Genomic DNA, 14,102 nt, shown 5'->3' with positions numbered 1-14,102 from the left:
GGGTGATGCTGTCATTCCCGCTTATGCCCCCACCGCGTGGTCAACAGCCTTGCGGACCGCCTTGTCGGCACTGTGCAGCTTCTTGCCGGTGGTCTTGCGGGCATCCGCGGCGAGGTGGCTCGCGGTCTTGCGGGCGTCGGCGGCTAGGTGCTCTGCGCGCCACGCCAGGCTGGGTTTGCCGGCTGTGTCCACGGAGGCCAGCAGCACACCGCCCGTGAGGGTGATGTTTTTGAGCAGCTGGTTGCGGCGGGCTTGCCGGCCGTCCTTGGTGCTGATGTCGGCGCTGCGCCATTCGACAAAGGCGTTCAGTGCCGAGATGACGGCCAGCAGCGTGGCCGCCAGCCGCGCCGACTTGCCGAGTGCGAAGAGGACGCCGGCGCCCACCTGTGTTCCGCCGATGATCCGGGCCAGGACCTTCTCGTCCGCCTGGAAGGGCAGGGCTTCAGAGGCACGGCGCAGGAGGGGCGACAGTTGCTGCGCGGTGTCGTCCGCATTCCTGAGCTTGTCCGTTCCGGCGAGGATGAAACTTGAGGCCAGCATCGGCCGGGCAATAAAGCGGACAAAGGACATGAATTTCCTCCTGGATGGCCGAGCCGCGGTGGCCGCGGCGGAGTCGGTTCTAGTCTTGCACTTTTGCGGAATATTTGCCCACCGCACGCCGTTGTGCTCTTCAGACCGGAAGCAGCTGCGGGCGGGGTCCCGTGCGGTTCCCGGTGTTCAGCGGCGGCTGGGGCATGGCCGGAACTGGCAGGAGCGCGGACCTTCGTACAAGCGCGGGCCTTACCAAGCTGGTCTTAATAAGCGGAGTGGAGATGGAGCATTGACTTTGGTGAAGGAAGCTGTGGGGGTGCGAAGTCCCGCCAGGATGCGGCCGTTTGTGGTGCCGGAGACCGACGCGCTCGAGGGAGGAAGTGCCTTCTCAGGCCCGGACTCCGGGACGGCACGCCGTCACGGGCGGTCAGCGCCGATCAAAGTAGACTTGAGGGCAATGAGCACCGTGGATCCGGCCCTGCAGGGCACACAGGAGGACGCCGCCAACGGCATCCCGAAGATTGGCACGTCACCCGCCGCTGAAGCGGCAGAGGATATCGACGTCGGCTCGGAGAGCGCCGAAGCGCGCCGGGCCCGGTTTGAGCGCGACGCCATGCAGTACGTGGACCAGCTCTATTCGGCGGCTATGCGCATGGCGCGGAACCCGGCTGATGCCGAGGACCTTGTGCAGGAGGCGTATACCAAGGCGTTCTCGGCGTTCCATCAGTACAAGCCGGGGACCAACCTGAAGGCTTGGCTGTACCGCATCCTGACGAACACCTATATCAACCTGTACCGGAAGCGGCAGCGGGAACCCCTGCAGTCCAATTCGGACACCATCGAGGACTGGCAGCTTGCCCGTGCCGAGTCCCACACCTCCAGCGGTTTGCGGTCCGCGGAGGCCGAGGCCCTGGACCACCTGCCTGATTCGGACGTCAAGCGCGCCTTGCAGGCCATCCCGGAGGAGTTCCGGCTGGCCGTGTACTTCGCAGACGTTGAGGGCTTCGCGTACAAGGAAATTTCGGACATCATGAACACCCCCATCGGTACGGTGATGTCCCGGCTCCACCGGGGCCGGAAGATGCTGCGGGACGAGCTGGCGGACTACGCCGCCGACCGGGGATTTAAAGCTGCTGCAGACGCCACGGCGGCAACGGAAAGCAACAAACAGGAGAACGGGAAATGAGCGACTGCCAGGGATTGGGCGATTGCGATGACACCAGGATGCAGCGCATCTACGAGTATCTGGACGGTGCTTTGACCCGCAGCGACCTTACGGAGATCAAGCAGCATCTGGACGAGTGCCCTGAATGCACGCAGCAGTACGATCTGGAGTGCGTCATTCGAAAAGTGGTGAAGCGCTCCTGTACCGAGGCTGCTCCGGAAAACCTGAAGAACGCCATCCTGGAGCGGATCCACACAATCCGGCCGGTGGACGCCTGACGGGGTTCCTGGCTTAAACGCGATGCCCCCGCTACCTTGCTGGTAGCGGGGGCATCGCGTTTAAGCTTCGGTTCAAGCCGTGGCTTAGGTGTTGGGGCGCTTCCCGTGGTTCGCGCCGCCACGCTTACGGTCACGACGTTTACGTGCACGCTTGCTCATAGCTGGCCTCCTTAATTTCGTTACCCAAAAGAGTTGCCCTCTAGTCTCCCATATCAGCGGACAGGCTGCGAACCGGCCGCGGTGCGGGGGCAGGGAACCGTGTCCCGGTGCCCGATGCCCGGACTGCGCCTACAGTGAGTTGCGGATCGAGACCCGGGCCTGGTCCAGCACGGTCCGCACGGTCTCCAGGGCCACCGGCGTCATGGGCCGGGCGCTGGTTTGCAGGCGCAGCTCGGCGCGCATGTCGTCCCGGAATGCCTGCAGCAGCATCTCTGCCTCCTTGAGCATGCGCTGCCCTTCCGCGGTGAAGCGGCCCTGGCCCGTCGGCGCCGCCGACCTGGCCGCGGTGCGCGCCGCTTCCGCTGTGGCCGCCAGGTCCGCGCGCAGCCCGCGCATGTTGCTGCGGATGTCGGCGCGAAGGTCATCGGCGAGCCGGCGTACGGAGGCCGCAATGTCGTTCTCCACGGTCTCCAGCTCCTCGCGCCGGCTGTTCAGCTCAGCCAGGCCCGCAGCGGTGATGCGGTAGTTGGTGCGGCGCCCCTGGGATTCCGTGGCCACCAGGCCTTCCTCCTCCAGTTTGCCCAGGCGCGGATAGATGGTGCCGGCGCTGGGGGAGTAGGTGCCGCCGAACCGGTCGCTGAGCGCCTTGATGAGTTCATATCCGTGCTTGGGGCCCGCCTCGAGGAGCGCCAGCAGATAGAGCCGGAGCGCGCCGTGGGCAAAGACGGGAGGCATCAGAGCGCTGGTTCTGTGGTGGCCGGTGCCTGGCCATGGAAGATGGACGTCTTCCCGGACACGGAGTTGGTCCGGACCAGCATGAGTTTGGCGTCCGGGCCCGAGATGGTCTGCACCTTGCCGCCGGGGTGGCCGTACTTCCGGTCGTCGACGACCACCGGACCGGTGGCCGACTGGGCCACGATGTCCACGCCGACGTCGTGCGGGACACGGACAGTCAGGTCCCCGGACACTGAGTTCGCGCCGAAGTCGTGGGTGAAGCCGTGCAGGTCAAAGCTCATGTCCCCGCTGACCGTGTTGGCCCGGATGTTGGTGAACTGGCCGGACGCCGTGACCTCGCCCGAGACGCTCTTGGCCGTGAGGACGCCGCTGTGGTTGCGGGCGATCACCTCGCCGCTGACGGTGTTGACGTGCAGGTCACCGGAGGTCCCGTCGGCCAGCAGGGAGCCGGTCACCGTGCTCAGCCGGGTCCGGCCGTGGACACCCGAGACCAGTCCGTCCCCGCTCACGGTGCCCGCCTCAACCTCGACGCCGGCAGGGACAGCGATGCTGATGACTACGGAGTTGTCGCTGCTGTTGTTGACCGAATCCATCAGGTTCTTGAACCAGCCCTGCGGCCCATGCAGCTGGTGGCGGATTTCGAGGCGGCCGCCCGTCACGGACACGGCCAGCGGATCCCCGTGCACGTCCGACACTTCGATCCGGACAACAGCCTCATCGTGCGTGACAATGTCGAACCTGCCGCGGACGATACCCACCTTAAGGTGCGAGACGCCGTCGACGTCCATGGTGTGCGGGCCGGTGACGGTCCAGGAATTTTCTTCCACGATTCCTCCAGTTGCGATATATCGTGACTGTGCAAGCCACGCTATCCCGTCAGCCGCGGAAGATCAAGATATATCGCGAGTAGCTTTTTCCTACTCCGGTGTGTCCATTCCCAACCACTGGAACCAGCCGCGGTGCAGCACCAGCCATGCCATCAGCCCGTAGCCTGCCTGCCCTGGCGTGCCGTTGTTGGCTGCGAGGTCCTGGCGCCACTGCTCATGGTTGAGCAGCGGTGAGAATGTGTCTACGTAGAGGTGCTTGCGCCGGGTGGTGACGTCGGCGAAGGCAGTGTTCAGCTCGCCGAGGCGGCGGTTCTGCACCGGATCCAGGGTGGGAGGCGGCCCCACGACGAAGACCTCCAGCCGCTTCTGGGTAGCTGAATCCAGGATGTTGGCGAGATTCAGCCGGCTCCGGGCCGTGGACAGCCCGAACTCGATGTCCCGGCCGGAAAGCCCGATGACCAGGCGGTTCTCGTGGTTGTCGCTGAACCTGCGGCCAGCCTCCTCGAGCCAGCGCGCGGCCAGCCCCTCGGTGCCTTCCTGGGGGCACGGGAGGGAAAAACTTTCCACCGTCATGCCGTCCTGCGGAGTGCGGGCGAGCACCCGGCCCAGCCATCCCAGCGCCCGGGGATCGCCGAGCCCAGCCAGCAGTTCATCTCCAACAGCCGCAATCCGCAGCTTCCTGTCTTCCACTACTACCTCTTCACTTGTTGGGAGGGCGTGTCCCGGATACGGACCTTTGCATGCCAGCCTAAAGGTCCATTAACTCACGCCGATTAAACAGAACTGCCCGGCTGGAACGGTATGTCACCGTCCGGCCGGGCAGCTTTTCTGCTACTTACGGGCGCGAATGCCTGCTTCAGGAGCGTGTCCTGCTCCGCAGCGTGGCGCTTCATGGAGCCGGCCGCGGTGGACGCCGAAGCCGGGCGTGAGACCAGGCGCACCTTCCGGTCAAGGGCGGTGGGCAGGTGCAGGCCCATGAACGGCCACGGACCCTGGTTGGCGGGTTCGTCCTGCGCCCAGACCACTTCAGCGTTCGGGTACTTGGCCAGTTCGGCTTCGATCTCCGCCTGCGGCAGCGGGTACAGCTGCTCGACGCGGACGATCGCCGTCGTCTTGTCGCCCGTCTTCTGCCGCGTGGACAGCAGGTCGTAGTACAGGCGTCCGGAGACCAGGAGAACACGTTCGACGGCGTCCCCCTGCAGCTGCTCGTGCTCACCTATCACCGGGCGGAAGCCGCCGGTGGTGAAGTCCTCCACGGACGAGGCAGCGGCCTTGAGGCGCAGCAGCTGCTTCGGCGTGAAGATGATGAGCGGCTTGCGGGGCCGGCTGTAGGCCTGGCGGCGCAGCAGGTGGAAGTGCGAGGCGGCCGTCGTGGGGTTGGCCACGATCATGTTCTCTTCGGCGCACATCTGCAGGAAACGCTCGATCCGTGCGGACGAGTGGTCCGGACCCTGTCCTTCGTAGCCGTGCGGAAGCATCAGCACGAGCGACGAGCGCTGGCCCCACTTCTGCTCGGCGGACGAGATGAACTCATCGATGATGGTCTGCGCGCCGTTGACGAAGTCACCGAACTGCGCCTCCCACAGGACCAGGGCGTCGGGGCGCTCCACGGAGTAGCCGTATTCGAAGCCCATGGCCGCGTATTCGGACAGCAGGGAGTCGTAAATCCAGAGCTTGGCCTGGTTGTCCGACAGGTTGCCCAGTGGCAGCCACTCGTTGCCGTTGGCGCGGTCGTGGAACACGGCGTGGCGCTGGACGAACGTGCCACGGCGTGAATCCTGGCCGGCAAGGCGAACGGGTACGCCTTCCATGATCAGCGATCCGAAAGCGGCAATCTCGCCGAAGCCCCAGTCGATGCCGCCCTCACGGGACATCTGCTCACGCTTCTCCAGCAGCTGCTTGAGCTTCGCGTGGACAGTGAAGCCCTCGGGGATCTCCACGTGGGCCTTGCCGATGCGGGCGAGGGTGTCGGCCGAAATCGCCGTGGACGCCGGCGCGTTCGTTCCGATGTCGGACTGCTGTGCATGGGGGCGCTCGATGTCCGATACCGCAGCCGAATCGGCCGTGATGATCGGAATGGGCGAGGTCTGGGCGGCGTGGGTCTCGGCGAAGACGCGCTCGAGGCGCTCCTGGTAGTCGCGGAGCAGCTGCTCGGCTTCTTCCTCGGTGATGTCACCGCGGCCGATCAGCGATTCTGTGTAGAGTTTGCGGACAGAACGCTTGGCCTCGATGAGGTTGTACATCAGCGGCTGCGTCATCGAGGGGTCGTCACCCTCGTTGTGACCGCGGCGGCGGTAGCAGACCATGTCGATGACAACGTCCTTGTGGAACCGCTGGCGGAACTCGTAGGCGAGCTGGCCGATGCGGACAACTGCCTCCGGGTCGTCGCCGTTCACGTGGAACACCGGAGCCTGGATCATCTTGGCGACGTCCGTGGAGTACGTGGACGAGCGCGACGAGGACGGAGCGGTGGTGAAGCCGACCTGGTTGTTGACCACGATGTGAATCGTTCCGCCGGTGCGGTAGCCGCGCAGCTGGGACAGGTTGAGCGTTTCCGCCACAACACCCTGGCCGGCGAAGGCAGCGTCACCGTGAACCATGATAGGCAGCACGGGGAACGACTGTCCCTGGTCCAGCCGGTCCTGCTTGGCGCGGACGATGCCCTCCAGGACCGAATCGACGGCCTCGAGGTGGGAGGGGTTGGCGGCGAGGTAGACCTTGGTCTCCTTGCCGTTGTCCGACGTGAACGTGCCCTCGGTGCCGAGGTGGTACTTGACGTCGCCGGAGCCCTGCACGGAGCGCGGGTCCTGGGTGCCTTCGAACTCGCGGAACACCTGGGCGTAGGTTTTGCCGGCGATGTTGGTCAGCACGTTCAGGCGGCCGCGGTGGGCCATGCCGATGGCAACCTCGTCCAGCCCGTCGTCGGCTGCATCGGAGATGACTGCATCCAGCAGCGGAATCAGCGACTCGCCGCCTTCAAGCGAGAACCGCTTCTGGCCCACGAACTTGGTCTGCAGGAAGGTCTCGAACGCCTCTGCGGCGTTCAGCTTGGAGACGATGCGCAGCTGCTCGTCGCGGCTCGGCTTGGAGTACGGGTGCTCCAGCTGGTCCTGGAACCACTTGCGTTCGGCCGGGTCCTGGATGTGCATGTACTCGATGCCCGTGGTGCGGCAGTAAGCGTCCCGGAGCACCCCCAGGATGTCGCGGAACTTGAGCATCGGCTTGCCGCCGAAGCCGCCCGTGGGCCACTCGCGGTCGAGGTCCCACAGGGTCAGGCCGTAGGTGAGGACGTCGAGGTCGGGGTGCTTACGCTGGACGTACTCGAGGGGATCGGTGTCCGCCATGAGGTGGCCGCGTACGCGGTAGGAGTGGATCAGCTGCTGGATCCGGGCGACCTTGTTGATCTGGTCGGCCGGGTCCACCTGCAGGTCAGGGCTCCAGCGCACAGGCTCGTACGGGATGCGCAGCGCTTCGAAGATCTCGTCGTAGAAGTCCTGCGCGCCGAGGAGCAGGGAGTGGACGAGCTTGAGGAATTCGCCGCTGCCTGCACCCTGGATGACGCGGTGGTCATACGTGGAGGTCAGGGTGAGGATCTTGCTGATGGCGTTCTGGGCAATGATCTTCTCGCTGGCGCCCTGCCATTCGGCCGGGTAGTCGAGGGCACCGACGCCGATGATGGCGGCCTGGCCCTTCGAGAGGCGGGGCACCGAGTGCACGGTGCCGATGCCGCCCGGGTTGGTCAGCGACACGGTGGTGCCGGCGTGGTCGTCTGCCGTCAGCTTGCCGTTGCGGGCACGCTTGATGAGGTCTTCGTAGGTGTGCCAGAACTCTGCAAAGTTCATGGTTTCGGCCTTCTTGATGTTGGGAACCATCAGAAGGCGGGTGCCGTCGGGCTTGGGCATGTCGATGGCGATGCCGAAGTTCACGTGTGCCGGCTGGACCGCCACCGGCTTGCCGTCAACCTCGTCGTAGTACACGTTCATGGACGGGAACTGGGACAGTGCCCGGACAACGGCGTAGCCGATGAGGTGGGTGAAGGAGACCTTGCCGCCGCGGGCGCGGGCCAGGTTGGAGTTGATGACAACCCGGTTGTCGATCAGGAGCTTGGCCGGAACCGCCCTGACGCTGGTGGCCGTGGGCACCTCGAGGCTGGTGACCATGTTCGTCGCAATGGCCTTGGCCGGTCCGCGAAGGACGGATACGACGTCTTCCTCTGGTGCGGTGGGAGCCTTGACGTTCTTCGGCAGCTGGGCCGGGATGGGCTGGGCGCCGGTGCCCGCCTCGGTCTTCTTCGCGCCGTCGCGGGCTACCGTTGCCGGAGCCTTCTTGGCAGGTGCAGGCTGGGCGGGGGCTGCCGCCGGCGCCGGTGCCGGAGCTGCCGCAGGCGCCTGGGCCGCGGGATTAGCAGATGCCGGTGCCTTCGCGGGCGCCGGGGGAGTGACAACAGGCAGTTCGCGGGTAGCCGGATTGGCCGCCGGTGACGTCACTGCCGGCACGCCGTTGGAAGATGGACCGCTGCCGCTGTCGAATGATTCGAACAGGGGCCACCACTTGGCATCAACCGTGTTCTTGTCCTGCTGGTAACGCTCGTACAGTTCGTCAACGAGCCACTCGTTTCCACCAAATTCCTCTGGCAGACGGTGGCTAGGCTGCTCTGGCACTTGAAATACGCCTCTTCCATGAGTTTGATTTCCTCTGGTCGCCTAAGGTGCCACGGCACAACGATCGAACCAGTTTCTGTGTCCTATGAACCCAGACCTTTGCCAGTCTAATGACCGTTCCGGGTTAACTGCCAATAAGGGTGACCCAAATCATGTACCGCCCGAATTATGGCGAAATGGGGTCCAAGCGAGCCCCGAACCGAGTCCTATCCACCATGCCCGGGAGCCGGTTCCGGACGGGCCGGACGGGCCGCTTTAGTCCTCTGTGGCCGTGCGTTGCTCCTGTAGACTGCAATCCTTATGGACAGTAAATATAGGTGCCATGGACGGTAAATCCAGGTGCCGGCCTGGGGGCTCTCAGCGGAGCGCGGTCAGCGCCGCACAGCCCGACCACAGCGCCGGCAAACCCACTGGCCCGGGCCGCTGCCGCCGACGACTTCCGGTTGGCCCATGATGGAGTGGCTCCTTGTCGCGGCCGGCCTGCTGCTCATCCTCGGAACCGGCTTCTTCGTCGCCGTCGAATTTTCCCTCATTGCGCTGGACCAGCCCACAGTGCAGCGTGCCGTTAATGACGGCGACACCGCCGCAGTGCCGCTGCTCAAGTGCCTGAAATCCCTGTCCACGCAGCTGTCCAGCTGCCAGCTCGGCATCACCATGACGACGCTATTGACGGGTTACGTTATGGAGCCGTCCGTGGGGGCGCTGCTCGAGGCGCCCCTTGCCGCCGTCGGCATCCCCGAGCCGGTGGCCGGTTCCGTCTCCCTAGTGGTCGCGATGGTGATCGCGACGGGGCTGTCCATGCTCCTGGGCGAGCTCGTTCCCAAAAACATGGCCATAGCCCTCGCGTTCCGCATCGGCCGTGCCCTGGCACGGCCGCAGCTGATCTTCACCGCCATTTTCAAGCCTGCCATCGTGGTCCTGAACGGTTTTTCGAACAAGGTCCTGAACATCTTCGGGCTGGAGGCCAAGGAGGAGATCTCGGGGGCCCGCACGCCGGCGGAGCTTGCCTCCCTGGTGCGCAGGTCCGCGGCCATGGGCACACTCGATCCGGGGACCGCGAACTTCATTGCCCGCACGCTGAACTTTTCGGGCCGCAGCGCCGCTGACGTGATGACTCCGCGCATCCGCGTTGAAACCATCGACGCCGACCAGCCGGTTTCGGAGATCATCGACGCGGCCCGCCGCAGCGGATATTCGCGCTTCCCCGTCATCGGTGAGTCGGCGGACGACATCCGTGGTCTAGTGCACGTCAAGAAGGCCATTGCGGTCCCTCCGAACCGGCGGCGGAAGCTTGAGGCGGGCGCCATCATGACGGACGTCCTCAGGGTGCCCGAAACCATCCACCTGGACGCCCTACTTGCCGAACTGCGGGAGGGCAACCTGCAGCTTGCCGTGGTGCTGGATGAGTACGGCGGAACTGCCGGGATCGCCACGCTGGAGGACCTGGTCGAGGAAATCGTGGGCGAAGTAGCCGACGAGCACGACAAGGTCCGGCCGGGGCTGCTGCAAAGCGCCTCCGGTGATTGGTACTTTCCGGGCCTGATGCGGCCGGACGAGCTTTCGGAACAGATTCCGGGCCTCGCCGTTCCCGACGAGGCTGCTTACGAGACGGTGGGCGGGTATGTCATGAGCGAGCTCGGACGGATACCCGCGGTTGGGGACACCGTGGAAGCGGGCGGCGGAACGCTCAGCGTTACCAGGATGGACGGCCGGCGCATCGACCGGATCTGCTTCAGGCCGCACCGCGAATCCATGGACAGCGCCGCCAATCACGGCAAGCCCGGGAACGGCGGCAAGTCCGCTAACCACGGCAAGCCCGGGAACGGCGGCAAGTCCGCTAACCACGGCAAGCCCGGGAACGGCGGCCGGTCATGAGCGACTGGGCAGGGCTGCTCTGGCTGGTGGTGCTGCTCCTGGGCAACGCCTTCTTCGTGGCCGCGGAATTCGCTGTCATGTCCGCGCGCCGGAGCCAGATTGAGCCCCTGGCAGACGAGGGCGTCCTGCGCGCGCAGACCACCCTGCGGGCCATGGAGAACGTCTCGCTGATGCTGGCATGCGCGCAACTGGGCATAACAGTGTGCTCGCTGCTGATCCTGCTGGTGGCGGAGCCGGCGATCCACCACTTGCTGGCTGTGCCTCTTGCCGCGCTGGGGGTGCCGACGGAAATCGCCGACGTCTCGGCGTTCGCCGTGGCCTTGATGCTGGTGACGTTCCTGCATGTGACGTTCGGGGAGATGGTGCCCAAGAACATTTCCGTCTCCGTTGCCGACAAGGCAGCGCTGCTCCTGGCTCCGCCGCTGATGTTCATTGCACGGATCGTGAACCCGGTAATCACCGCGCTTAACTGGTCCGCTAACCACATCCTGAAGCTGATGCGCATCGAGCCCAAGGACGAGGTCAATTCCACCTTCACGCTGGAGGAAGTTCAGTCCATCGTGCAGGAGTCCACGCGGCATGGCCTGGTGGATGACGACGCCGGCCTGATCACCGGAGCCCTCGAATTCTCGGAGTACACCGCCGGCAATGTCATGGTTCCGCTGGAACGGCTGGTCATGCTGAGGTCCTCGACCTCCCCGCTGGAGTTTGAAAAGGCTGTCAGCCGCACCGGCTTTTCCCGCTTCCCGATGCTGGACGACGACGGCCTGCTGGCCGGCTACCTCCACATCAAGGACGTGCTTGCCATCCCGGAATCCGGTTACGAGGTGCCCATTGCGGAGAGCCGCATCCGGTCACTGGCGAACCTCTCGCGGGACGACGAGATAGAAATGGCGATGTCCGTGATGCAGCGCTCCGGCTCACATCTGGCGCGCGTCATGGGACCGGGCGGGCAAACCGAAGGCGTGCTGTTCCTGGAGGATGTGATCGAACAGCTTGTGGGAGAGATCCGCGATGCTAACCAAGCCAAGGGCATCCGGCGGCTGGGCAGGCCCCATGGCGAATAGCGGCCCGGTGCCCCGGGCCGCGCCCGCCGTGGCGAGTTCTAAATAGGAATCATTCCTATTTAGCGATACACTCGATTAGGGGTTGCCCCCTCCCCGCAACCTGACCTGTCCAGAACCGAGGTATCTCCGTGCCCAGCAACGCCCGCACTTTCCTGATCGCCGCCCTGGCCGGCTTCGGCCTGCTCCTCACCGGCTGCGGTTCGCCGGCGGCCTCGACTCCAGGCGCAGACGCCGGCGGCCGCATCGCCGTTGTCACGTCCACGAACGTATACGGGGACATTGTTGAGGCCATCGGCGGGGAAAAGGTCAACGTCGCGGCCATCATCTCCCGTCCGAGCCAGGACCCGCACTCCTACGAGGCCAACGCCCAGGACCGGCTGACCGTGTCCAAAGCCAAGCTGGTGGTGGAAAACGGCGGCGGCTACGACGACTTCATCCACACCCTGGCGGACGACAGCAATGTGCCGCATGAGAACATCATCAGTGCCGTGGAGGTGTCCGGACTGGCCCCGGAAGCGGCGGGCACAGCCTCCGCCCACGCAAAGGACGGGCACTCCCATGACCACGGCGACTTCAACGAGCACGTCTGGTACAGCCTTGACGCCATGTCCCACCTTGCCGATGCAGTAGCGGCCCGGCTCGGCGCGCTCGATTCCGGCTCGGCCCCCCAGTTCACGGCCAATGCAGCCGCGTTCAAGTCCGGACTCACCAAGCTTGAGAGTAAGATTTCCGCAATGAAGACCTCGCACGGCGGCGCCGGCGTCGCGGTGACCGAACCGGTTCCCCTCTACCTGCTGGAAGCGGCCGGACTGGAGAACCGCACGCCTGCCGAGTATACGGCCGCCGTGGAAGAAGGCGCCGACGTTCCGCCCGCAGTCCTGAAGGCCGCCACCTCGACGGTGGCGGCAAAGGACACGAGATTCCTCGCCTATAACGAGCAGACTGAAGGCCCGCAGACCCAGGCCGTCAAGAACGCGGCCAGCGCCGCCGGCACGCCGGTGGTGAACTTCACTGAAACACTTCCGGACGGCAAGACCTACCTGGAATGGATGGCGGACAACGTGGAAAACGTCAGCAAAGCACTGAAGAGCCAGCGTTGAACCCAGTCATCAGCCTGAAGCAGGCGTCCCTGAAGTTCGGGCGGCGCGCGCTCTGGGAAGACCTGAACCTGGACATCAATCCGGGGGAGTTCTTCGCGGTGCTGGGGCCAAACGGCAGCGGCAAGACCAGCTTCCTCAAGGTCCTGCTGGGGCTACAGGAGCTGCACTCCGGTCACGCGAGCCTCGGCGGCCAGCCGGTGGAGCGGGGCAGCCGGCTGATCGGCTACATCCCGCAGCAGAAGCCCTTCCCGCCCGACACGCCCATGCGGGCCCGCGACCTGGTGGGCCTGGGCGTCGACGGGCACCACTGGGGAATCCGGCTGGGTACCGCCAAAGCCAACCGCAGGATTGACGAACTGCTGGACCTCGTCGGGGCAAGCGACTACGCCAAGGTCCCCGTCGGGCAGCTGTCCGGCGGTGAGCAGCAGCGTCTCCGCGTGGCCCAGGCCCTTGCCACCGACCCGAAGGTGCTGCTCTGCGACGAGCCGCTGCTGTCGCTGGACCTGCACCACCAGCAGGCCGTCAGCGCACTCATCAACAAGCAGTGCCATGACCGGAAGAGCGCCGTGGTGTTCGTGACCCACGAGATCAATCCGATCATCGACTACGTGGACCGCATCCTGTACCTGGCCGGTGGCCGGTTCAGCGTGGGAACGCCCCACGAGGTCATGACCACCGAGGTCCTCTCCGACCTTTACGACAGCAACGTGGAAGTGATCCATGCCAACGGCCGGATCGTCGTCGTCGGTCTGCCCGACGCCACCACCCACCATCATGACGACGCGCACGCCGCTGCGGGGGAGGGTTCCTAATGGATCTGGAATCGATCCTGCAGTCGGTGTTCAACTTCGAGAACTACGGCGAATTGCTGGTGCTGGTGCAGAACTCGCTGTGGGCCGGCGCGGTGCTTGGGCTCCTCGGCGGCCTCGTGGGGACCTTCGTGATGAAGCGCGACCTGGCGTTTGCCGTCCACGGAATTTCCGAGCTGTCGTTCGCCGGCGCTGCCTTCGCGCTCCTGATCGGCACCGACGTGGTGTTCGGCTCCCTGGTGGGGTCCGTGGCGGCCGCGCTGCTGCTCGGGCTCATGGGCGTTCGGGCGCGGGACAAAAACTCCATCATCGGCGTGATCATGCCCTTTGGCCTCGGGCTCGGCATTCTCTTCCTGTCGCTCTACGAGGGCAGGGCAGCCAATAAGTTCGGACTCCTCACCGGGCAGATTGTGTCCGTGGACACCGTCCAGCTCCAGGTCCTGGCGGGGACCGCGGTGGCCGTGATGGCGGCGCTGTGTGTCATCTGGCGCCCGCTGAGCTTCGCCAGTGTTGATCCAGAGCTGGCCGAGGCCCGCGGTGTTCCCGTGCGGTCGCTGGCCCTGGTTTTCATGGTGCTCCTCGGCGTCAGTGTGGCGCTGTCCATCCAGATCGTGGGCGCCCTGCTGGTTCTTGCCCTGCTGATTACGCCCGCAGCTGCGGCCCTGCGGGTGACGTCCTCGCCGCGCCTCGTGGTGCTGCTGAGTGTGGTGTTCGCCGTTTCGGCGACAGTGGGGGGAATACTGCTCGCCCTCGGCGGCCGCATCCCCATCAGCCCCTACGTCACCACGCTGTCGTTCCTGATCTACGTGGTATGCCGGGTCATCGGCAGTGTCCGGGCCAAGCGCGGCCTCAACGGCCGGGTCATGCGGACCGCCTAAATAGGCTGGCGGTGGCG

The 14,102-nt window shown here is 65.4% G+C and carries 13 protein-coding genes; 7 read left to right on the top strand and 6 right to left on the bottom strand.

Going from position 1 to position 14,102, the window contains the following annotated elements:
• Positions 1 to 21: 21 nt before the first annotated feature.
• Entirely contained in the window at positions 22 to 570 is a 549-nt protein-coding gene (locus QFZ33_RS17430; RefSeq protein ID WP_214853413.1) for a DoxX family protein, read from the bottom strand.
• A 418-nt stretch (positions 571 to 988) separates the two neighbouring features.
• On the opposite strand from QFZ33_RS17430, the gene QFZ33_RS17425 reads away from it, so the two are divergent.
• Positions 989 to 1,717, top strand: a complete 729-nt coding sequence (locus QFZ33_RS17425; protein WP_251024420.1) for a sigma-70 family RNA polymerase sigma factor — start codon at positions 989 to 991, stop codon at positions 1,715 to 1,717.
• A complete protein-coding gene (gene rsrA, locus QFZ33_RS17420; RefSeq protein ID WP_307029483.1) occupies positions 1,714 to 1,974 on the top strand; it encodes a mycothiol system anti-sigma-R factor in 261 nt (86 codons plus the stop codon). Before QFZ33_RS17425 ends, rsrA begins: the two co-directional genes overlap by 4 nt.
• Before the next feature lie 84 nt (positions 1,975 to 2,058).
• On the opposite strand, the gene QFZ33_RS24020 is transcribed toward rsrA, so the two are convergent.
• The 5 genes from QFZ33_RS24020 to QFZ33_RS17400 all read right to left on the bottom strand — a co-directional run bounded on the left by QFZ33_RS24020 (position 2,059) and on the right by QFZ33_RS17400 (position 8,356).
• On the bottom strand, positions 2,059 to 2,133 hold the full coding sequence (locus QFZ33_RS24020) for a 50S ribosomal protein bL37 (protein WP_369299106.1): 75 nt from the start codon (positions 2,131 to 2,133) through the stop codon (positions 2,059 to 2,061).
• A gap of 129 nt (positions 2,134 to 2,262) precedes the next feature.
• On the bottom strand, positions 2,263 to 2,868 hold the full coding sequence (locus QFZ33_RS17415; protein WP_307029481.1) for a PadR family transcriptional regulator: 606 nt from the start codon (positions 2,866 to 2,868) through the stop codon (positions 2,263 to 2,265).
• Positions 2,868 to 3,695, bottom strand: a complete 828-nt coding sequence (locus QFZ33_RS17410) for a DUF4097 family beta strand repeat-containing protein (RefSeq protein WP_307029479.1) — start codon at positions 3,693 to 3,695, stop codon at positions 2,868 to 2,870. Before QFZ33_RS17410 ends, QFZ33_RS17415 begins: the two co-directional genes overlap by 1 nt.
• 90 nt (positions 3,696 to 3,785) lie before the next feature.
• The gene (locus QFZ33_RS17405; protein ID WP_307029478.1) at positions 3,786 to 4,385 is read right to left on the bottom strand and encodes a GDSL-type esterase/lipase family protein; all 600 of its coding nucleotides are present in this window, start codon (positions 4,383 to 4,385) and stop codon (positions 3,786 to 3,788) included.
• A gap of 83 nt (positions 4,386 to 4,468) precedes the next feature.
• Complete coding sequence (locus QFZ33_RS17400; RefSeq protein ID WP_307029476.1) at positions 4,469 to 8,356, bottom strand: multifunctional oxoglutarate decarboxylase/oxoglutarate dehydrogenase thiamine pyrophosphate-binding subunit/dihydrolipoyllysine-residue succinyltransferase subunit; 3,888 nt, start codon at positions 8,354 to 8,356, stop codon at positions 4,469 to 4,471.
• A gap of 453 nt (positions 8,357 to 8,809) precedes the next feature.
• Here QFZ33_RS17400 and QFZ33_RS17395 point away from each other — a divergent pair, with 453 nt between their 5' ends.
• From QFZ33_RS17395 to QFZ33_RS17375, 5 genes are all read left to right on the top strand, one after another.
• Positions 8,810 to 10,231 (top strand): hemolysin family protein, encoded by a 1,422-nt coding sequence (locus QFZ33_RS17395; RefSeq protein WP_307031882.1) that lies wholly within the window; start codon positions 8,810 to 8,812, stop codon positions 10,229 to 10,231.
• Positions 10,228 to 11,298, top strand: a complete 1,071-nt coding sequence (locus tag QFZ33_RS17390; protein WP_307029474.1) for a hemolysin family protein — start codon at positions 10,228 to 10,230, stop codon at positions 11,296 to 11,298. The genes QFZ33_RS17395 and QFZ33_RS17390 overlap by 4 nt, the downstream gene beginning before the upstream one ends.
• A gap of 128 nt (positions 11,299 to 11,426) precedes the next feature.
• Entirely contained in the window at positions 11,427 to 12,398 is a 972-nt protein-coding gene (locus QFZ33_RS17385) for a metal ABC transporter solute-binding protein, Zn/Mn family (protein WP_307029472.1), read from the top strand.
• Positions 12,395 to 13,210 (top strand): metal ABC transporter ATP-binding protein, encoded by an 816-nt coding sequence (locus QFZ33_RS17380; protein WP_307029470.1) that lies wholly within the window; start codon positions 12,395 to 12,397, stop codon positions 13,208 to 13,210. Before QFZ33_RS17385 ends, QFZ33_RS17380 begins: the two co-directional genes overlap by 4 nt.
• On the top strand, positions 13,210 to 14,085 hold the full coding sequence (locus QFZ33_RS17375; protein ID WP_307029468.1) for a metal ABC transporter permease: 876 nt from the start codon (positions 13,210 to 13,212) through the stop codon (positions 14,083 to 14,085). The genes QFZ33_RS17380 and QFZ33_RS17375 overlap by 1 nt, the downstream gene beginning before the upstream one ends.
• Positions 14,086 to 14,102: the final 17 nt, after the last annotated feature.

The organism is Arthrobacter globiformis (assembly GCF_030815865.1).
Taxonomy (GTDB): domain Bacteria; phylum Actinomycetota; class Actinomycetes; order Actinomycetales; family Micrococcaceae; genus Arthrobacter; species Arthrobacter globiformis_B.
This window is presented reverse-complemented; position numbering and strand designations above follow the sequence as displayed.